The following is an 18,383-nucleotide window of genomic DNA, read 5'->3' as shown; positions in this document are numbered from 1 at the left end:
AAAGAGCGCAAGCATAATCGCTAATCCGTCATCGCCATGGCGCGCAGCGCCTGGCGTTCCCTGGCCGAGAGCTTTTCGGTTTCCGACTTGAGCTGACCGCAGGCGGCGAGGATGTCGCGGCCGCGCGGGGTGCGCACCGGCGAGGAATAGCCGGCGTTGAAGATGTACTCGGAGAACTTTTCGATCTGGTCCCAGTCCGAACATTCATAGGCCGTGCCGGGCCAGGGATTGAACGGGATCAGATTGATCTTGGCGTGAATGCCCTTGAGCAGCTTCACCAGCAGCTTGGCGTCGTCGAGCGAATCGTTGACGCCCTTGAGCATCACATATTCGAAGGTGATGCGGCGCGCATTCGAGGCGCCGGGATAGTCGCGGCAGGCCTGCAGCAGCTCCTTGATCGGATATTTGCGGTTGAGCGGCACGAGCTCGTTGCGCAGCTCGTCGCGCACCGCATGCAGCGAGATCGCGAGCATGACGCCGATCTCCTCGCCGGCGCGCACGATGTTCGGCACCACGCCCGACGTCGACAGCGTGATGCGGCGGCGGGAGATGCCGATGCCTTCATTGTCGCCGACGATCAGCAGCGCATCGCGCACCGCGTCGAAATTGTAGAGCGGCTCGCCCATGCCCATCATCACGATGTTGGTGACGCGGCGCGTGCCGTCCTCGCGATCGGCCCAATCGTTCAGACGATCGCGCGCGACCATGATCTGACCGACGATCTCGCCGGCGGTGAGGTTGCGCACCAGCCGCTGCGTGCCGGTGTGGCAGAAGGAGCAGTTCAGCGTGCAGCCGACCTGCGAGGAGACGCAGAGCGTGCCGCGATCGGTCTCGGGGATGTAGACGCACTCGACCTCATGGGCGCGCTCGACATTGTCGCCGCTCGGCAGACGCAGCAGCCATTTGCGGGTGCCGTCGTTGGAGATCTGCTCGGCCACGACTTCAGGACGATCGACCGTGAAATGCTGCGCGAGCTCGGCGCGAATGCCCTTCGAGATCGAGGTCATGTCGTCGAAGCTTTGGGCGCCGCGGAAATAGAGCCAGTGCCAGAGCTGCTGCACGCGCATCTTGCGCTGCGCGGGTGCGACGCCGATCTCGCCGAGGCGGTCGGCAAGCTCGGTGCGCGAGAGGCCGATCAGCGACGGTTTTGCCGGCGGCACGTAGGTTTCGAGTGGAGTCTTCTCCACCAGGATGGCGTTGTGCGGCTCGGTCGTCGGTTGCATCGTTAGGCCTAAATTGCTGGGTCGTTCTGGGACGGCGCGAAGAGCCTAACCCGGAACCTCGAGATTCCGGGTCTGGTCTTCGGACCATCCCGAAATGACGGAAAAACTTGGAACCGGCTCTATATAGCAACCGGACTTGCCGATTGCGACCGTAGCTATGCGGGCAGCCTTAACGCCTGCAATCCTGCGAGATCCGGTCGAGTGCCTGGGCGAGGCCCTTCAGCGAAAAGGTATCGGTCGTTTCGGTCCCCTTGGCCGAGACGCCCTTGACCACGAGATCGGCGGATTTGCGCATGGCTTCCACCATCCGCTCTTCCTCGGCCGCGTTCTTGATCCAGAGGCCGTCGCCCTGCGTGTACATCGCGAAAGCGGCCCCTCCGACCTCGACCGAGGATTCCGAGCCGGGCTTCAGCGCGTAGCCGATCATCACCGAAACTTCGTTGTTCACCTTTTCCGCCGGCCGGGTCGAGACGAAGGCATAGGCGGGATCGCGCGGCCGATTCGGCGGGTTGGTCTTCGACGATGACGGCTTGGCCAATGCGAAGCAGACTTTCTTACCGTTGGGGGTGGCCGAATAGGCGCCCCAGGTGCCGAACTGGCCGATCAGGGTCGGCTCGGCGCCGCCCGCAACCGCTGCGGGCGGGGCGGCCGGTTTGCTCTCGGGCTTTGCAGCCGACTTGGCAGTCGGATGGGTCGCCGGCGCCGCCGCTTTCGGTGCAGCCTCTTTCGGTGCAGCCTTGGGCGCCGGTTGCGCCGTCTGCGCCCGCGCGAGATCCGCGATCCCGCACGTCATCATGCCGATCATCAAAGCTAAAGATAGCACCCGCCACATGCTGGAGTGGTTCCCTCAATATTGTGACTGGAAGATGGCCCGGTCGCGCTTTGTCCCCGGGGCAGGGATAACCGGGAAAGTTCAGTTTGGGAAGGTAGTTAGCGGGTCAGCCCAGTTCGTCAGCCCTTGGATCGCGCGGCGCGCTGCTCGGCCCATTGCGCGTCGGTCCAGCCGAGCAGATCCTCGGCACCGGAGCTGCGCAAATGCGCGCCACCGTCGATCACCACCATTTCGCCGTTGACGTAGCCGGCGCGGTCCGAGACCAGGAAGCTGGCGAGATCGGCGAGCTCGCTGTGCTCCCCGGTGCGGCCAAGCGGGTTGCGCGAGGTCCAGCCGTCGTCACGACCCTCAGGGCGGAGCTGCCCCGATGCACCGGCAGTCGGGAACGGCCCCGGCGCGATCGCGACGGTGCGGATGCCCTTCGGGCCCCATTCCACCGCAAGACTTTTGGTCATCGCCAGCACGGCCGACTTCGCCATCGCCGACGGCACGGTGAAGGCGCGGCCGGTGATGGTCGAGGTCGAGAGGATCGAGAGCACGACGCCGCCATGCTTGCCGTCGATCCAGCGCTTGCCGGCGGCGAGCGTGCAATACATCGCGCCGTGCAGCGTCGGCGAGAGGATCGCATCCGCGGCGCGGAACGACAGATGCTCGCTCTGTGCAATGAAGGTGGCGGCGGCATTGTTGACGAGGATGTCGAGCGGCGCTTCGCGCCAGATCGTATCCATCATGCTGTCGACGGCGGCACCATCGCGAATATCGCAAGCCATCGTCGTGACCTTGCCGCCGGTCTGCGCGCGCATCTCGCTCGCCGTTGCCTCCAGCCGGTCGAGCTTGCGGCCGCAGATCACGAGCTCGGCGCCTAGGCTGAGGAAGCGGCGCCCCATCGCGGCGCCGAGACCCGAGCCACCGCCGGTGACGAGGATGCGCTTGTTCTTGAGCAGGCTTGTTTCAAACATGGTTTGAATCCTCGTTGTTTTCATACACTCCGTCATTGCGAGCGCAGCGAAGCAATCCAGAATCCGCCCCGCGGAAATAGTCTGGATTGCTTCGCTGCGCTCGCAATGACGAGGATAGGCCGAACATGGCGGCCGGCAAAGAATCCGGATTGTCCGACCGCATTAATTCCGGCAGAACCGACCCAACTATAATTCCACTCGAAACGCTCAAGGTGCCGCCATGAAAGCCATCCTCTGCTCGCAATACTGCCAGCCCGACGATCTCGTGCTCGCTGAAGTGCCGGATCCCGTGGCGGGGCCCGGCGAGGCCGTGATCGCGATCAAGGCGGCGGCGCTGAACTTCTTTGACATCCTGATGATCCAGGGCAAGTACCAGATCAAGCCGCCGTTTCCGTTCTCGCCCGCAGCCGAAGTTGCCGGCGTGATCGAGAGCATCGGCCCCGGCGTGACCGATCTGAAAGTCGGCGATCGCGTCGTCGCCTCCTGCGGCCACAACGGCGCCCGCGAGAAGATCGCATTGCCCGCGGCGTCGATCGTCAAGATCCCCGATAATCTCGACTACGACCGCGCGGCCGGCATCATCATCATCTACGGCACCGCGCTGCATGCGCTGGAAGATCGCGCCAGCCCGAAGCCGGGCGAGACGCTTGCAGTGCTCGGCGCGGCCGGCGGCACTGGCCTTGCGGCTTGCGAGCTCGGCAAGCTGATGGGCCTGAAGGTGATCGCCTGCGCCTCGTCGGACGAGAAGCTCGAATTCGCAAGGGCGCATGGCGCCGAGCTGACGCTGAACTACGGCAAGGAAGATCTGAAGGAGGGCCTGCGCAAGCTCACCGGCGGCAAGGGTGTCGACATCATCTTCGATCCGGTTGGTGGTGCGTATGCCGAACAGGCACTGCGCTCGATCGCGTGGGAGGGCCGCTTCCTCGTGATCGGCTTTGCCGCGGGCGACATTCCGAAGATGCCGCTGAACCTGGCGCTGCTGAAAGGCTGCGACATCCGCGGCGTGTTCTGGGGTGCTTGGACCCGGCAGAATCCGGAAAAGAACCGCGCCAATCTCGAGAAGCTCGTGAAGTGGACGGCCGAAGGAAAGATTTCATCTCATGTCGACCGCACCTTCCCGCTGGCGCAAACGGCGGATGCGCTGAAGGTGCTCGCGGGACGCCAGGCCATGGGCAAGGTGATTTTGCATCCGTGAGGATGTAGGCACCGCGCCACCACATACTCAACCGTCATCGCCGGCGTCGCCGAAGCTGCGCCGGCTTTTTCGTGCGCCGCCGTCTGGTTGAGCCTTCCTCAACCATCACCGCCAAAATTGCGGTGCATTCCCCCGCCTCGCCCGAATCAAACCCAACTATTTCCCAATTCGCGCAAACCGTCGTCGCTTTTTGGGCTGATTCAAACGGCGTTTTACCGGTTCCATTTGCGGGACACTTCTGGACAAAAGCAAGAAGACTGAAGCCGGGAATGCCCCTGCGTTGCGTTAGTATGGGGAGCATCACCATGGAGACGACGGCGCGTCGCCCGTCGACGGAGTCGAGGGCGCTCGACTCCAATCGAGTAGCATCACATCCGCCGACCGCGTCCTTTATCCGTGCGCGCGCCGCACGGGCCGATCTTTCGCAGGACGATCCAATTCCACTCTTCCTGTCCGATCCGCTCGGCGCGCCGGACCCACGCGAATATGCGCCAATGGAGCTGCGCTCCAGAATTATCCCGCGTGCTCTCGCGGCAGTTCTGGCGGCATCCACGCTGGCTGTTCTGGCCGCGCTGTTTCAGTCCGACCTCCGCGGCCTCTTCGCCGCCAACGCCGGTAGCTGGATGGGCATCGCGGCGGACCAAGCCATGGCGTCGACCAATGCGCCGGCCGTACCGCAGACGCCGCGCAAGGATCCGGCGCGCGTGACCGACGCGAAGCTGGCGAGTGCCGACACGCAGGATCTCCCTGCACCGTCAACGCCGAGCCGCGAGGCGATCGTAACGGCCTATCAGAGCGCGCTACAGGCGCAGGCACCGGCGCCTGTGCCGATAGCCGTTGCGGCACCGGCCGAGCCACCTCCGCCCGCCAAGACACTTCCGCCCATCAAGACGCTCGACGCGGACACGCTGGCGGCGCTGATGGCGCGCGCCAGGAGCCTGATGACCGTCGGCGACATCGCCGCGGCGCGGCTCCTGCTCGAACGCGCGGCCAATGCACAGGATGCGACAGCGGCGTTCGTGCTGGCGCAGACCTATGATCCAGCCGTGCTGGGCACCAGGGACACGCGGAGCGTCACCGCGGACGCCGCAGCCGCGCGCGATTGGTACCGGAAAGCCGCGCAGCTTGGATCGGCCGAGGCGCAGCAGCGCCTCACCCAACTCCAGAACTAGAGCCAGCAGGGGACATCATGCGTACCACTTTGAAAATGGCGCTCGTCGCCATAATGGCGGTCTGTGGCCTATCGGCGCGCGCCGAGCAGACCGAATACGATCCGGCCAAGGTCTCGGATAGTTTGAAGGCCATCTTCCGGTTCGGCTCGACCTCGACCAAGCAGTCGCTGAACGCCAACACCGTCACGCTGATCACAGGCACGATCGGCGGCACCTATGTGCAGTTCGGCGCCGACCTCGCCTCCGTGCTCGACGACGGCAACAGGATTCGCGTGCTGCCGATCGTCGGCCGCGGCTCGGTTCAGAGCGTCGCCGACATCCTGTTCCTGCAAGGCGTCGATCTCGGCATCGTGCGGGCCGACACGCTCGACTATCTCGAGCGCAAGGGCTTTGCCAAGGACATCAAGCGGCAGTTCACCTACGTCACCAAACTCTACAACGAGGAGATGCAGGTAATCGCGCCGAAAACGGTCGCCACACTGAAAGATCTCGAAGGCAAGACCGTCAGCGTGGACCTGCCGAACGGCGGCACCTTCATCACCGCGCTCACGGTGTTCGAGCGGCTCGGGATCAAGGCGAAATTCGTCTATGTCGAGCAGCGCATCGCGATGGAGAAGCTGAAGGCCGGCGAGATCGACGCCGTCATCGTGGTCGGCGGCAAGCCGTACAAATCGGTCTCGACCTTCGGCAATGACGGCCGCTTCCATCTTGCCAGGGTCGACTATGCCAAGCCGCTCCAGAGCGACTATCTGCCGGCGACACTGACCGCAAAGGACTATCCGAACCTGATCAAGGAGGGCGAGAGCGTCGACACGATCGCGGTGCCTGCGGTGCTCGCGGCGTATAATTGGGCGCCGAACACCGAGCGCTACCGCAAGCTCGCACTGTTCGTGGACGCGTTCTTCACGAAATTCCCCGCGCTCCAGAACCCGCCCTTCCATCCCAAGTGGAAGGAGGTCTCGCTCGCGGCTCCCCTGTCCGGCTGGAGCAGATTGCCGGTGGCGCAGCAATGGCTCGACAAGCACGGCGTCGAGCCGGTCGCGCGCCAGCGCTTCGAGGCGTTCCTGAAGCAGACTCCTGCGGCCGCAAAGGTGTCCGACACGGACAAGGAAGCGCTGTTCAAACAATTCCAGGCCTGGGACGCGGAGAAGGCGCGGGCGGAGAAGAAGTAGCAGTTGTCATTGCGACCAATGTTGTCGCGAGCGCGATCCGCACACGAGCTGTCATCGCCCGGCTTGACCGGGCGATCCAGTATTCCGAGACGACAGTGATTGAACCGATGGGCTGCGGCGTACTGGATTCCCCGCCTTCGCGGGGAATGACAGTGGAATGCGGGGCGACAGCGGCTACGCGGCCTCCGCATCTCCCTCATCCACCCCGCGCTTCAACACAGCGCGGGCGGCTTCGCGATGCTCCGTCGTGATGTGGCTGGCGACCATGCGGATCGCGGTGGCGAGCACGGCGGCATCATCGGTGAAGCCGAGGATCGGCATCACGTCGGGAACGAAGTCGAACGGCAGGATGAAATAGGCGATCGCCCCGAGCAGCGAGGCCTGGACGTGGCGCGGCGTCTGCCGGTCGAACGCACAGTAATAGGCCGCGAGCAGATCTTCCGCGAACGGCAGGTGCGCAGCGACACGCTTCAGCTTGCGCCAGAAGCGGCGGCGCACGCTCTCGCGATCTTCCGCGAGCCGATCGGCCGGCTCGAAGCCGACGCTGTGTTCGGCAGCCATGTTCGAGAAACTCCCCGTTCAGCCAAAAGCAACGTTCGCGAAGAACGGCGGATCGCCGCATCACCCGCTGATCACAACATGGGGATGCCACCAGCCCTCGCAAGATGTCAGCCCGGTGTCAGCTAAGCCGTCAGCCTGGCGATCGCGTTCATCGCCTTGGCGAACTCGATGTCGAGCGCGGTGACGCCGCCGGCGTCATGGGTCGACAGCACCACCTCCACGGTCTTGTAGACGTTGCGCCATTCGGGGTGGTGGTCCATCTTCTCTGCGACCAGCGCCGCGCGGGTCATGAAGCCGAACGCCTCGTTGAAATCCTTGAAGACAAAGGTCTTCCCGATGGCGTCTCGGCCCTGAACCTCGGTCCAGCCCGGTACGGCGCCCAGCGCCTGCTTGCGTGCTTCCGCCGTCAGCCGCTCTGCCATGATGGCCTCCGTTTTCAGGGGAACTTTACCCTAACACCGTGCATACGGCCCGGGTTCATACGGGATTTCGTCGATCCGCTAACCATGACGGAGATGTAACCCCGTCGGACAAGAAATTTGCTACAATTGCGGGCGTAAATCGCCGGCCAAGATGAAACTGAGCCTCAAGCGCTTGTTTGGGAGATCGATGACCGGGGGATTGGACCTGGCCGAAACGCCCTCTCCGCCTTCGCCGCGATCCGCGGCGCGGAAGACGGCGCTCGTGTCCCTGGCGCTCGTCCTTGCGATCATTGGCGCGCTCGCCGGCGGTTATTATTTTGCGATGCGGCCGGTGACGCTGAAGATCGCGGTCGGCCCCGCCAACAGCGACGACCTCAAGGTCGTGCAGGCGCTGACGCAGGCTTTCACCCAGAACAAAAGCCAGGTGCGGCTGCGACCGATCCAGACCGACGGCGCCACCGCCAGCGCCGTGGCGCTGGCAGAAAGCAAGGCCGATCTCGCCATCGTGCGCGGCGACGTCGACGTGCCGAAGAACGCGCAGGCGGTCGCGACCCTGCGCAAGAACGTCGTGGTGCTGTGGTCCGTCCCCGGCAAGGGCAAGAAGAAGGGCGCGAAGATCACCAAGATCGCGCAGCTCGCCGGCCATCGCGTCGGGGTGATCGGCCGCACCCAGGCCAACGTCAATTTGCTCAAGGTGATCCTCCAGCAATACGGCGTCGATCCCGCCAAGGTCGAGGTGATACAGTTCCCGGCCAATGAAGCCGCCGAAGCGATCAAGGCCCAGAAAGCCGATGCCTATCTCGCGGCGGGCCCCGTCAACAGCAAGATCACGTCGGATGCGATCGCTGCCTCCGCCAAGGACAGCGGCACGCCGACCTTCCTCGCGATCGATTCCGCGGATGCCATCGCGCAGAACCACCCGGTCTATGAAGCCTCGGAGATTCCCGCCGGCACCTATGGCGGCTCGCCCGATCGTCCCGAGGATGAGGTCAAGACCATCAGCTTCTCGCACCACATCGTGGCGCGCAAAGCTGTGTCCGAGACCACCATCGCGGCGTTCACGCGCCAGCTCTTCGCCGTGCGCCAGCAACTCGTGACTGAATTCCCGCTGGCAGCGAAGATCGAGACGCCCGACACCGACAAGGATGCGGTAATCCCGGTGCATCCCGGCGCGGCCGCCTTCGTCGACGGCGAGGAAAAGACCTTCCTCGACAAATACAGCGATTACATCTGGTGGAGCCTGATGGCGCTCTCCGCGATGGGCTCGCTGGGCGCCTGGTTCGCGGGCTATCTGAAGAAGGACGAGCGCGACAATAACAGCCATTTGCGCGAACGCCTGTTCGACATGATCGCGGCGGCCCGCAAGAGCGAGGCGACCGAAGAGCTCGACCAGATGCAGGCCGAAGCCGACGAGATCTTGCGCGACACGCTGCGCTGCTTCGATCACGGCGCGATTGAAGAGAGCGCACTCACGGCCTTCAACATCGTCCTCGACCAGTTCCACGCCGCCGTCGCCGACCGCAAGGCGGTGCTATTCAGCCTGCCGCAGAATCCGCCGCGCGCCGGCACACAGTTCAGGGCCGCCGGCAACGCGTAGACGCTTGCGCACGTAATCGCTGCGTCACAATGTCTCACTATAGCGTCTGACTTCACCGTGGCGGCTGCCTGAGCGGCCGTCTCACGCGATATCGAGACCGTCCCATGAAAATCAAATTCTCCCGCCGCCGCTTCCTCACGACCGGTGCCGGTGCGCTCGGCGCCATCGCGATGCCGCATCTGTCGCGCGCCGCCGACCGGCCGGCGGTGACCCATGGCGTGCAGTCCGGCGACGTCACCGTCGACGGCGGGGTGGTCTGGGCGCGCACCGATCGTCCCGCGCAGATGCTGGTCGAGGTCGCGACCACCGAATCCTTCAAGAACGCCCGCGCGCTGCCGCCGATCGCGGCGCTGCCCGAAAGCGATTTCACCGCAAAGATGTTGCTGGAAAACCTGCCAAGCGGACAGGACATCTTTTATCGCGTCCGCTTCCGCGATCTCTCCCACACCGCTGTTGAGGGTGAGCCGGTGACCGGCCGCTTCCGCACCGCGCCGGCCGACCGCCGTGACGTCAGCTTCGTCTGGGGCGGCGACGTCGCAGGGCAAGGCTGGGGCATCAATCCCGATGACGGCGGCATGTTCACCTTTTCCGCGATGCGCAAGCATCGTCCGGATTTCTTCCTGCATTCGGGCGACACCATCTATGCCGACGGCCCCATTCAATCCGAGGTGAAGCTCGCCGACGGCAAGATCTGGAAGAACGTCACGATTCCGGAGAAAGCCAAGGTCGCCGAGACGCTCGACGAGTACCGCGCCGCGCACAAATACAATCTGACCGACGACAATCTCCGCGCCTTCAATGCCGAGGTGCCGATCTTCGCGCAGTGGGACGACCACGAGGTGACCAACAACTGGTCGCTGTCGAAGGAGTTGCCGGCGACTTACAAGGTGCGCGACATCACGCTGCTCGCGGCCCGCGCAGGCCGCGCCTTCCACGAGATGTATCCGATGCGCGAGAGCATCGTTGAGCCCGGCCGCGTCTATCGCCAGATCTCCTATGGCCCGCATCTCGACGTGTTCGTGCTCGACGAGCGCAGCTACCGCGGCCCGAACGGCGCCAATCTGGAAACGGAATACGGCCCGGCCAGTTATTTCCTCGGTCCGGATCAGATGGCATGGCTGAAACGCGGGCTGCTCAACTCGCGTGCGACCTGGAAGGTGATTGCCTCCGATATGCCGCTCAGCATCCTGGTCTATGACGATGCCGCAAACAAAAAGGGTTCGGAGGCGTTTGCACAAGGTGATGGCCCGGTGCGCGGCCGCGAGTTCGAGATCGCCGACCTCCTGCGCTTCATCAAGATGGCACCGATCAGCAACACGGTTTGGCTGACGGCCGACGTGCACTACGCCGCCGCGCACTACTACAACCCGGACAAGGCACAGTTTCAGGAATTCGATCCGTTCTGGGAATTCGTCTCGGGTCCTCTGCATGCCGGGACATTCGGACCGGGCGAGATGGACAACACGTTTGGACCCGAGGTGCGTTTCGTCAAGGCGCCCGGCCCCAACAATCAGAACCTGCCGCCGTCGGCCGGCATGCAGTTCTTCGGTCACGTCAAGATCGATGGTGCATCCGGCCAGATGATTGTGACCTTGCGCGACCGCGCCGACGTCGCGTTGTGGTCGACCACGCTCGATCCGAAACTTTCCTGAAGCTGCGAGAACTCGGACGAGTGGTCAGGCGCCGCGCATGCGCAGCGCGGCCTCGAGCGCGTCGCTCGGGCAGGGCTTTTGCAGCCGCGGCCGCATCTTGAATTCGGGCGCGATCCGCACCTCGGCGCCGTAGCCGGTCACGAAGACGAAGGGAATTTGCGCTGCCGCGAGCCGGTCGGCGACCGCGAAGCTTTTCTCGCGACCGAGCTCGACGTCGAGTAGCGCGAAATCCGGTGCGCGCGCTTCGATCGCGGCCAGCGCCTGCGCAACCGACCCCGCGGTGCGCACGCGCTTCACGCCGAAGCCGAGCAGGCGATCCTCGAAGTCGATCGCGATGATCGGATCGTCCTCGACGATCAGCACGTCAGCGGGAACGTCGGCCGATCCATCCGGCGAAATAGGTATCATGGTGCTGGCTATCGAGGGCTGCATGTTTTTATCCGTGAAGGACAGCCTCATCCCGACGCCTGCGCCCAGCGCATCGGAGGGTTCCCGGAACGAAACTCACCACAGAACAGTTTTTACGTCTGTCCACTTGTGCACACAGCCCACGAACGGACCGCGCTAGTGTTGAAGGAGAGCAGGGGATTTACGATGGACGCGCGCATCAGCAAGACGACCGAGGTCAACAGCCGGCCTGCCAACAATCTGCTGCGACGCCTGAGCCCGGCGGATTACGCGCTGCTCGCGCCACACGTCGCCGTTGACGATGCCGCGGCCCATGAGCTGCTCTACAATCCCGGCGACGACGTTCAGGTCGTGCACTTTCCCTGCGGCCCCTCGCTCGCGACATTTCTCGTCCCCAATGAAGACGGCCGCGATGTCGAGACCATCCTGGTCGGCCGCGAAGGCGCGGTGGGCGGCATCGTCAGCGAAGGATTTTTGCCGGCCTATACCCGCATCTGCGTGAAATTCGGCGGACCGTTCGCGCACATTCACGTCGCCAAGCTGGAAGCGGCCAAGCTGCGCTCGGCCTCGCTGCGCAACATCTTCGCCCGCTACGCCGACTGCATGCTGGCGCAGATCTTCCAGTCCACCGCCTGCAACGCCATTCACTCCATTGAACAACGTACGGCGAAGTGGATCATTGCGGCGATGGAGCGGACCGGCGACGAGAGCAGCGTGCCGCTGACGCATGAGCAGCTCGCGACGCTGCTCGGAGTCGGCCGCAGCTATGCGAGCCGCGTACTCCAGTCGTTCCGGGTCGAGGGCGTGCTCGACACGCGACGCGGTTCGATCCTGGTCCGCAATATCGAAGGCCTGCGCCTGCGCGCCTGCCTGTGCAACGATGCCGTGAAGATGCACTTCGAGGAGGTGCTGCGCGGCGTCTATCCGACCGAGGAGCGCGAGGCCGGATAGCTTCTTCCTTCTCCCCATGTGAGAAGGTGGTCAATGCGCGGCGCGCTTTTTTTGAACGTGGCCGTGCTATACTCACCCCCGCATGAGCGGGGCTTTCCTTCACACAGTCTTCGACATCCTGGCATGGCTGACGGCGGCTGCCGCTGTGTGGTGGCTGTCGCGACAGGATTTGCGGTTTCCGGCGCAATCCTTCGTGATGCCTTATGTCGCCGCGCTGGTGTTCGGTGCGGGGCTGGGGGCCTATTTGTTCGGCTCCAGCAATCTGTGGCTGTCGGGCCAGAGCGGCATCGCGCGCTCGGTCGAGGGCGCGCTCGCCGGCGGCATCGTGGCGATCGAGCTCTACAAATGGTCCGCGGGCATCACGGTGCGAACCGGCGCGCGCTTCGCGCTGCCGCTGGCGCTCGGCATCGCGCTCGGCCGGCTTGGCTGCTACTTCGCGGGCCTCGACGATTTCACTTATGGCACGCCGACGACGCTGCCGTTCGGCCATGATTTCGGCGACGGCATCCTGCGCCATCCCGTGCAGCTCTACGAGAGCGCGGCAATGGCCCTGTTCGCGCTGCTCTATGTGCTGGCCGTCGTGAACCGGAACGCCTTTGTGATCACCAATGGGTTCTACCTGGTTCTCGTCTACTATGGAGCGCAGCGCTTCCTATGGGAATTCCTCAAGCCCTACGGCACGCTGATCGGCCCCTTCACCCTGTTTCACCTGCTGTCGCTGTCCATCCTGCTCTACGCCGCAATCATGCTGGCGACAGGGCCAAAAGCGAGACCCCTGCATGAACGCGCCGTTGCGTAAGTCGCGTCCCTATATCTTCTGGGGCCAGACCCAATCTCTCTGCGAGACCTGCTTGAAGCTGGTGCCAACCAAGATCCAGATCCTGGGTAATGAGGTCTGGTATGAAAAGCGCTGCAGGGAGCACGGCGTCCAGTCGACGCTGGTGTCGACGGATGCGGCCTATTGGCGGCTGTGCAAGGATTTCATCAAGCCCGGCGACCGTCCGCTGCAATTCCAGCAGCGGACGGAATTCGGCTGCCCCTATGATTGCGGCCTGTGTACCGACCACGAGCAGCATTCCTGCCTGGCGCTGATCGAGATCACCGAGCATTGCAACCTCACCTGCCCGGTGTGCTTCGCCGAATCCTCGCCCGCGCGGTCGCGCTTCACCCCGCTCGCGACGGTCGAGAAGATGCTGGACGCGCTGGTTGCAAGCGAAGGCGAGCCCGATCTCGTGCAGCTCTCCGGCGGCGAGCCGACGCTGCATCCGGATTTCTTCGCGATCCTGGACGCCGTGCGCGCCCGCCCGATCCGCCACGTCATGATCAACACCAACGGCCTGCGCATCGCCCGCGACAGGGATTTCGTGGCGCGGCTCGCCGAGAACAAGCGTGGACTGGAGGTCTATCTCCAGTTCGATTCGCTTCAGCGCGATGCGTTGGTCAATCTGCGCGGCGCGGATTTGCGAAAAATCCGCCAGCAGGCGCTGGAAAATCTCGAACATTACGGCGTGTCGACCACCCTGGTCGCGACCATCAAGCGCGGCGTCAACGATGCCGAGATCGGCGACATCGTCCGCCACGCGCTCACCTGGACATGCGTGCGCGGCGTCACGCTCCAGCCGGTGCAGGACGCCGGCCGCAACGAGAATTTCGACAAAAATACCGACCGCATCATGCTGTCGGAGATTCGCAAGCGCGTGATCGAGACCGGCGTGTTCGGCGACAAGGACATGATCCCGCTGCCGTGCAATCCCGAGAGCATTTCGATCGGCTACGGCCTGCGCAACGGCGAGAAGGTGCTGCCGTTGACCTCGCTGATCCCGCAGGAGCAGCTGGTCGCCGCGATGCCCAATACGATCAGCCCGGAAAAATATCCGGTGCTGCGGGAGAAATTCGTCGATCTCTTTTCGCTGTCGTCAGGCCCGCTCAACACCTCCGAGCGCGTCTGCGAATTGCTGTGCTGCCTGCCGAGCTTCGAGGTGCCTCAGGGGCTCGGTTACGAAAACGTCTTCCGCGTCACCATCGTGCAATTCCTCGATCGCTTCAATTTCTGCGTCGGCAACGTCAAGCGCTCCTGCATCCATTTCGTCACCGAGAGCGGCGCGATCATTCCGTTCGACACCTACAATCTGTTCTACCGCAACGGCAAGATCGATGGCATTCGGGCAGCGCTTGCTTCGGAAGTCGGTGCGGAAAGGGCATTGCGGGGATGAGCGGCACCGAGGGCGCGCCGAATTCGCGGCCGCCGCCCGCCGGGCCGCCGCAACGGAACGGCTGCCTGACGGCACTGATGGTCATCATCGGCATCATCCTGCTCCTTCCAGGCGTTTGCCTGGTGAGTTTAGATGGCAGGGGCCCGCTCGGCCTGATCGGATTGGTGCTGAGCGTCGCCGCCGCCGTCCTGTTGCTTGCCGCCGCGATCAGAAAATGGGGACTTGGGCCACCGCCATCATGAGCAATCCTGACAACCAGCAACCGGCTTCGGCCCTACCACCTCCTCCCCCGCCCACGCCACGCAGCGGCTGCCTGACCGCGCTCATGGCGATCTTAGGGATATTCATGCTGCTGCCGGGTCTCTGCGCGCTCCTGTTCGGCGGAATGTCGGTGGTCGAGGATGGCCGGATCGCCGCCGACATGGCGCCGCTGGTCTTTCTGGGGTTGGTCGTCGGCATCGGCGGGGCCGCCCTGATCTGGGCGGCGATCAAGGGGCGAAAGGCCCCGCCCGTCCAAAACGGTCGCTAACCCCCGGAGATTCCCGGACAAAATTCAGTCAACCAAGGCCCAAAGAACACATTGTTTTTTGGCGGTTTTTGCATATATTGCGCCGCAACGCGTAGGGTGCCCGGTCGATATGGCCGGGCTTCCTTTTTGGGCGGCGAGCGCCCTTTTCCAGTCTTCCAGCGTTGTTTCGAGAAGAGGTCCCGGTCCGACCGGCGAGATCGCGCTAAACCCATTGTTCGAACGCAAAGAAGCTCACTCATGAACCTTCGCAACATCGCCATCATCGCCCACGTCGACCACGGCAAAACCACCCTGGTCGACAAGCTGCTGCAGCAATCCGGCACCTATCGCGACAACCAGCGCCAGGTCGAGCGCGCGATGGATTCCAACGATCTGGAACGTGAGCGCGGCATCACCATTCTGGCCAAATGCACCTCGGTGCATTGGGAAGATACCCAGATCAACATCGTCGACACCCCCGGCCACGCCGATTTCGGCGGTGAGGTCGAGCGTATCCTGTCGATGGTCGACGGCGTGATCGTGCTGGTCGATGCCGCCGAAGGCCCGATGCCGCAGACCAAATTCGTGGTCGGCAAGGCGCTCAAGCTCGGCCTGAAGCCGATCGTCGCCATCAACAAGGTCGATCGTCCTGACGCCCGCATCTCCGAAGTCGTCAACGAGGTGTTCGACCTGTTCGCGGCGCTCGACGCCACCGACGAGCAACTCGACTTCCCGATTCTCTACGGGTCGGGCAAGAACGGCTGGATGGCTGACTCGCCGGACGCATCCCATGACGTCGGCATGAAGCCGCTGTTCGATCTCGTGCTCAAGCATGTGAAGCCGCCGGTGGTCGAGGAAGGTCCGTTCCGGCTGCTCGGCACCATTCTCGAGGCCAACCCCTATCTCGGCCGCATCATCACCGGCCGCATCACATCCGGCACGGTGAAGCCGAACCAGGCCGTGAAAGTGCTGTCGCGTGACGGCAAGCTGGTGGAAACCGGCCGGATCAGCAAGATCCTGGCGTTCCGCGGCCTTGAGCGCCAGCCGGTCGATATTGCCGAAGCCGGCGACATTGTCGCCATCGCCGGACTGCCCAAGGGCACCGTGGCCGACACGTTCTGCGATCCGACCGTCGAGATCCCGCTGCAGGCGCAGCCGATCGATCCGCCGACCGTATCGATGTCGTTCATCGTCAACAACTCGCCGCTCGCCGGCACCGAAGGCGACAAGGTCACCAGCCGCCTGATCCGCGACCGCCTGCTGCGCGAGGCCGAAGGCAATGTCGCGCTGCGCGTCGTCGAATCCCAGGACAAGGACGCGATGGAAGTATCGGGCCGCGGCGAATTGCAGCTCGCGATCCTGATCGAGACCATGCGCCGCGAGGGCTTTGAGCTCTCGGTGTCGCGTCCGCGCGTCGTGTTCCAGAAGGACGAAGCCACCGGCCAGACCCTGGAGCCGATCGAGGAGGTCGTGGTCGACGTCGACGAGGAGCATTCCGGCGTCGTCGTGCAGAAGATGAGCGAGCGCAAGTCCGAGCTGATCGAGATGAAGCCGTCCGGCGGCAACCGCCTGCGCCTGGTGTTCTACGCGCCGACCCGCGGCCTGATCGGCTACCAGGGCGAGCTGATGACCGATACCAAGGGCACGGCGATCATGAACCGCCTGTTCCACAACTACCTGCCCTACAAGGGCCCGATCCAGGGCCGTCGCAACGGCGTGCTGATCTCGAACGACCAGGGCGAGTCGGTGGCCTATGCCATGTTCAAGCTGGAAGACCGCGGCCCGATGATGATCGAGCCCGGCTGGAAGGTTTATAAGGGCATGATCGTCGGCGAGCATACCCGCGACAACGATCTCGAGATCAACGTTCTCAAGGGCAAGCAGCTCACCAACATCCGCACGACGTCGAAGGACGAGGCTGTGCGCCTGACCCCGCCGATCCGCATGACGCTGGAAAAGGCGCTCGCCTATATCGAGGACGACGAGCTCGTCGAGATCACTCCCAAGTCGATCCGCCTGCGCAAGAAGCACCTCGATCCGAACGAGCGCAAGCGCGCGGAAAAGGCCAAGGAAGCGGTGGCGTAAAAGCCAAGTCCTCACTGTCATTCCCCGCGAAAGCGGGGAATCCAGTACGCCGCAGCCTATCGGCTCGACAACGACCGCCTCTGGAATACTGGATCACCCGCCTTCGCGGGTGATGACAGTTGTGCGTGTGGCGGCTTCAGCACACTCAGCGAACGTGCTAGAGCCCGGCCATGAGCTCTCTGCCCTCCTCCGTCGACGTCGCAATCATCGGCGCCGGTGCTGCCGGCCTCGGCGCGGCGCATGCGCTGGCTGGCTCCGGCCTCTCCGTGATCGTGCTGGAGGCGCGGGGCCGGCTCGGCGGCCGGGCCTGGACCGTGCAGGCCTCGCCCGAGGTCACTTTCGACGTCGGCTGCGGCTGGCTGCACTCGGCGGACAAAAACTCCTTCGTGGCCATCGCGCAACAACTCGGTTTCGAGCTCAACAAGGACCTGCCGCCCTGGCGCGAGCGGGCCTTCGGCAACGCCTTTCCGCAAAGCGAGCGCGACGATTTCATGCGCGCGATGGAGGCATTCTATGAGCGCATGTGGAAGGCCGCGCAAAGGAGCAAGGACGAACCCGCCAGCCTCAGCCTCGAACCCGGCAACCGCTGGAATCCCATGATCGACGCGGTCTCGACCTACGTCAACGGCTGCGAGCTGAAGGACATGTCGACGCTGGACTGGGACGCCTATGAGGACAGCGACATCAACTGGCGTATCCGTCGCGGTTATGGCGCGCTGGTCGCAGCCTATGGCGCGCCCTGCCCGGTGGCGCTGAATTGCAACGTCACGCTGATCGATCATTCCGGCAAGCGCATCCGCGTCGAGACTTCGCAGGGCACGCTGACTTCCGACAAGGTGATCGTCACCGTGCCGACCAATCTGATCGCAGACGGAGACATCCGTTTCTCGCCGCCGCTCCCCGCCAAGGTCGATGCGGCAGCCGGCCTGCCGCTCGGTGTCGACGACAAGGTGACGCTGGCGCTCGACGGCGCCGAAGCCTTCCCGAAAGAAGCAAACCTGCGCGGCGCCACCATGCGCACCGAGATGGGCACCTACCACATCCGCCCGTTCGGCCAGCCCTGCATCGAAGGCTTTTTCGGCGGCAGCTTTGCCCGCGCGCTGGAAGATGCCGGCGAAGGCGCCATTGCCGCGCAGAGCATCGACGAGATCGCAGGCTTTCTCGGCAACGACATCCGCCGCAAGCTGAAGCCGCTATACGAGTCGCGCTGGGCGCATGATCCATTCGCGCGGGGATCGTATTCGCACGCGCTGCCGGGCCACGCCGGAGATCGCGCTGTGCTGGCGGCGCCGGTAGATGGACGACTGTTCTTCGCAGGCGAGGCGACGTCGCCGGAGTTTTTCACGACGGCGCATGGAGCGCGGGACAGTGGAGAACGGGCGGCGCAGGAAGTGCTGGTGGCGACATCCGACTGGTCATGAACCCGGGACTGG

18 protein-coding genes are annotated in these 18,383 nt (G+C 64.0%); 12 read left to right on the top strand and 6 right to left on the bottom strand.

The features are described from left to right. Positions 1–20: 20 nt before the first annotated feature. From rlmN to I3J27_RS01565, 3 genes are all read right to left on the bottom strand, one after another. On the bottom strand, positions 21–1,223 hold the full coding sequence (gene rlmN, locus I3J27_RS01575; RefSeq protein WP_128959621.1) for a dual-specificity RNA methyltransferase RlmN: 1,203 nt from the start codon (positions 1,221–1,223) through the stop codon (positions 21–23). Positions 1,224–1,392: 169 nt separating this feature from the next. Continuing rightward, positions 1,393–2,055, bottom strand: coding sequence for an invasion associated locus B family protein (locus tag I3J27_RS01570; protein WP_270164391.1), 663 nt, complete (start codon positions 2,053–2,055; stop codon positions 1,393–1,395). A 119-nt stretch (positions 2,056–2,174) separates the two neighbouring features. Then, the gene (locus tag I3J27_RS01565) at positions 2,175–3,014 is read right to left on the bottom strand and encodes an SDR family oxidoreductase (protein ID WP_270164390.1); all 840 of its coding nucleotides are present in this window, start codon (positions 3,012–3,014) and stop codon (positions 2,175–2,177) included. A 220-nt stretch (positions 3,015–3,234) separates the two neighbouring features. Here I3J27_RS01565 and I3J27_RS01560 point away from each other — a divergent pair, with 220 nt between their 5' ends. The 3 genes from I3J27_RS01560 to I3J27_RS01550 all read left to right on the top strand — a co-directional run bounded on the left by I3J27_RS01560 (position 3,235) and on the right by I3J27_RS01550 (position 6,553). Further along, positions 3,235–4,209, top strand: a complete 975-nt coding sequence (locus I3J27_RS01560; protein WP_270164389.1) for an NADPH:quinone oxidoreductase family protein — start codon at positions 3,235–3,237, stop codon at positions 4,207–4,209. A gap of 305 nt (positions 4,210–4,514) precedes the next feature. Then, positions 4,515–5,381 carry a hypothetical protein gene (locus tag I3J27_RS01555; protein ID WP_270164388.1) on the top strand — a complete coding sequence of 289 codons (867 nt, stop codon included), beginning with the start codon at positions 4,515–4,517 and terminating at the stop codon, positions 5,379–5,381. A gap of 17 nt (positions 5,382–5,398) precedes the next feature. Then, entirely contained in the window at positions 5,399–6,553 is a 1,155-nt protein-coding gene (locus tag I3J27_RS01550; RefSeq protein ID WP_270164387.1) for a TAXI family TRAP transporter solute-binding subunit, read from the top strand. A 174-nt stretch (positions 6,554–6,727) separates the two neighbouring features. Here the strand turns inward: I3J27_RS01550 and I3J27_RS01545 are convergent, their stop codons facing one another. Further along, the gene (locus I3J27_RS01545; RefSeq protein WP_270164386.1) at positions 6,728–7,114 is read right to left on the bottom strand and encodes a YkvA family protein; all 387 of its coding nucleotides are present in this window, start codon (positions 7,112–7,114) and stop codon (positions 6,728–6,730) included. A 122-nt stretch (positions 7,115–7,236) separates the two neighbouring features. Continuing rightward, positions 7,237–7,536 (bottom strand): 4a-hydroxytetrahydrobiopterin dehydratase, encoded by a 300-nt coding sequence (locus tag I3J27_RS01540; protein ID WP_270164385.1) that lies wholly within the window; start codon positions 7,534–7,536, stop codon positions 7,237–7,239. A 151-nt stretch (positions 7,537–7,687) separates the two neighbouring features. On the opposite strand from I3J27_RS01540, the gene I3J27_RS01535 reads away from it, so the two are divergent. Both I3J27_RS01535 and I3J27_RS01530 read left to right on the top strand, forming a co-directional pair. Continuing rightward, positions 7,688–9,133 carry a TAXI family TRAP transporter solute-binding subunit gene (locus I3J27_RS01535; protein WP_270164384.1) on the top strand — a complete coding sequence of 482 codons (1,446 nt, stop codon included), beginning with the start codon at positions 7,688–7,690 and terminating at the stop codon, positions 9,131–9,133. Positions 9,134–9,237: 104 nt separating this feature from the next. Continuing rightward, a complete protein-coding gene (locus I3J27_RS01530) occupies positions 9,238–10,785 on the top strand; it encodes an alkaline phosphatase D family protein (protein WP_270164383.1) in 1,548 nt (515 codons plus the stop codon). 24 nt (positions 10,786–10,809) lie between these two features. Here I3J27_RS01530 and I3J27_RS01525 read toward each other — a convergent pair whose 3' ends face one another. Further along, positions 10,810–11,217, bottom strand: a complete 408-nt coding sequence (locus I3J27_RS01525; protein ID WP_270164382.1) for a response regulator — start codon at positions 11,215–11,217, stop codon at positions 10,810–10,812. Between the two features lie 162 nt (positions 11,218–11,379). Here I3J27_RS01525 and I3J27_RS01520 point away from each other — a divergent pair, with 162 nt between their 5' ends. From I3J27_RS01520 to I3J27_RS01490, 7 genes are all read left to right on the top strand, one after another. Next, a complete protein-coding gene (locus tag I3J27_RS01520) occupies positions 11,380–12,144 on the top strand; it encodes a Crp/Fnr family transcriptional regulator (protein WP_270164381.1) in 765 nt (254 codons plus the stop codon). Between the two features lie 82 nt (positions 12,145–12,226). Beyond that, positions 12,227–12,943, top strand: coding sequence for a prolipoprotein diacylglyceryl transferase family protein (locus I3J27_RS01515; protein WP_270164380.1), 717 nt, complete (start codon positions 12,227–12,229; stop codon positions 12,941–12,943). Beyond that, entirely contained in the window at positions 12,924–14,357 is a 1,434-nt protein-coding gene (locus tag I3J27_RS01510; protein WP_270164379.1) for a radical SAM protein, read from the top strand. Before I3J27_RS01515 ends, I3J27_RS01510 begins: the two co-directional genes overlap by 20 nt. Then, positions 14,354–14,599, top strand: coding sequence for a hypothetical protein (locus tag I3J27_RS01505; protein WP_270164378.1), 246 nt, complete (start codon positions 14,354–14,356; stop codon positions 14,597–14,599). The genes I3J27_RS01510 and I3J27_RS01505 overlap by 4 nt, the downstream gene beginning before the upstream one ends. After that, positions 14,596–14,886 (top strand): hypothetical protein, encoded by a 291-nt coding sequence (locus I3J27_RS01500; protein WP_270164377.1) that lies wholly within the window; start codon positions 14,596–14,598, stop codon positions 14,884–14,886. Before I3J27_RS01505 ends, I3J27_RS01500 begins: the two co-directional genes overlap by 4 nt. Positions 14,887–15,123: 237 nt before the next feature. Continuing rightward, entirely contained in the window at positions 15,124–16,950 is a 1,827-nt protein-coding gene (typA, locus tag I3J27_RS01495) for a translational GTPase TypA (RefSeq protein ID WP_270164376.1), read from the top strand. A gap of 170 nt (positions 16,951–17,120) precedes the next feature. Further along, a complete protein-coding gene (locus I3J27_RS01490) occupies positions 17,121–18,371 on the top strand; it encodes a flavin monoamine oxidase family protein (protein ID WP_270164375.1) in 1,251 nt (416 codons plus the stop codon). Positions 18,372–18,383: the final 12 nt, after the last annotated feature.

Source organism: Bradyrhizobium xenonodulans (assembly GCF_027594865.1).
Lineage (GTDB): Bacteria > Pseudomonadota > Alphaproteobacteria > Rhizobiales > Xanthobacteraceae > Bradyrhizobium > Bradyrhizobium xenonodulans.
The sequence above is the reverse complement of the archived record's forward strand: the minus strand, read 5'-3'. Positions and strand labels throughout refer to the sequence as shown.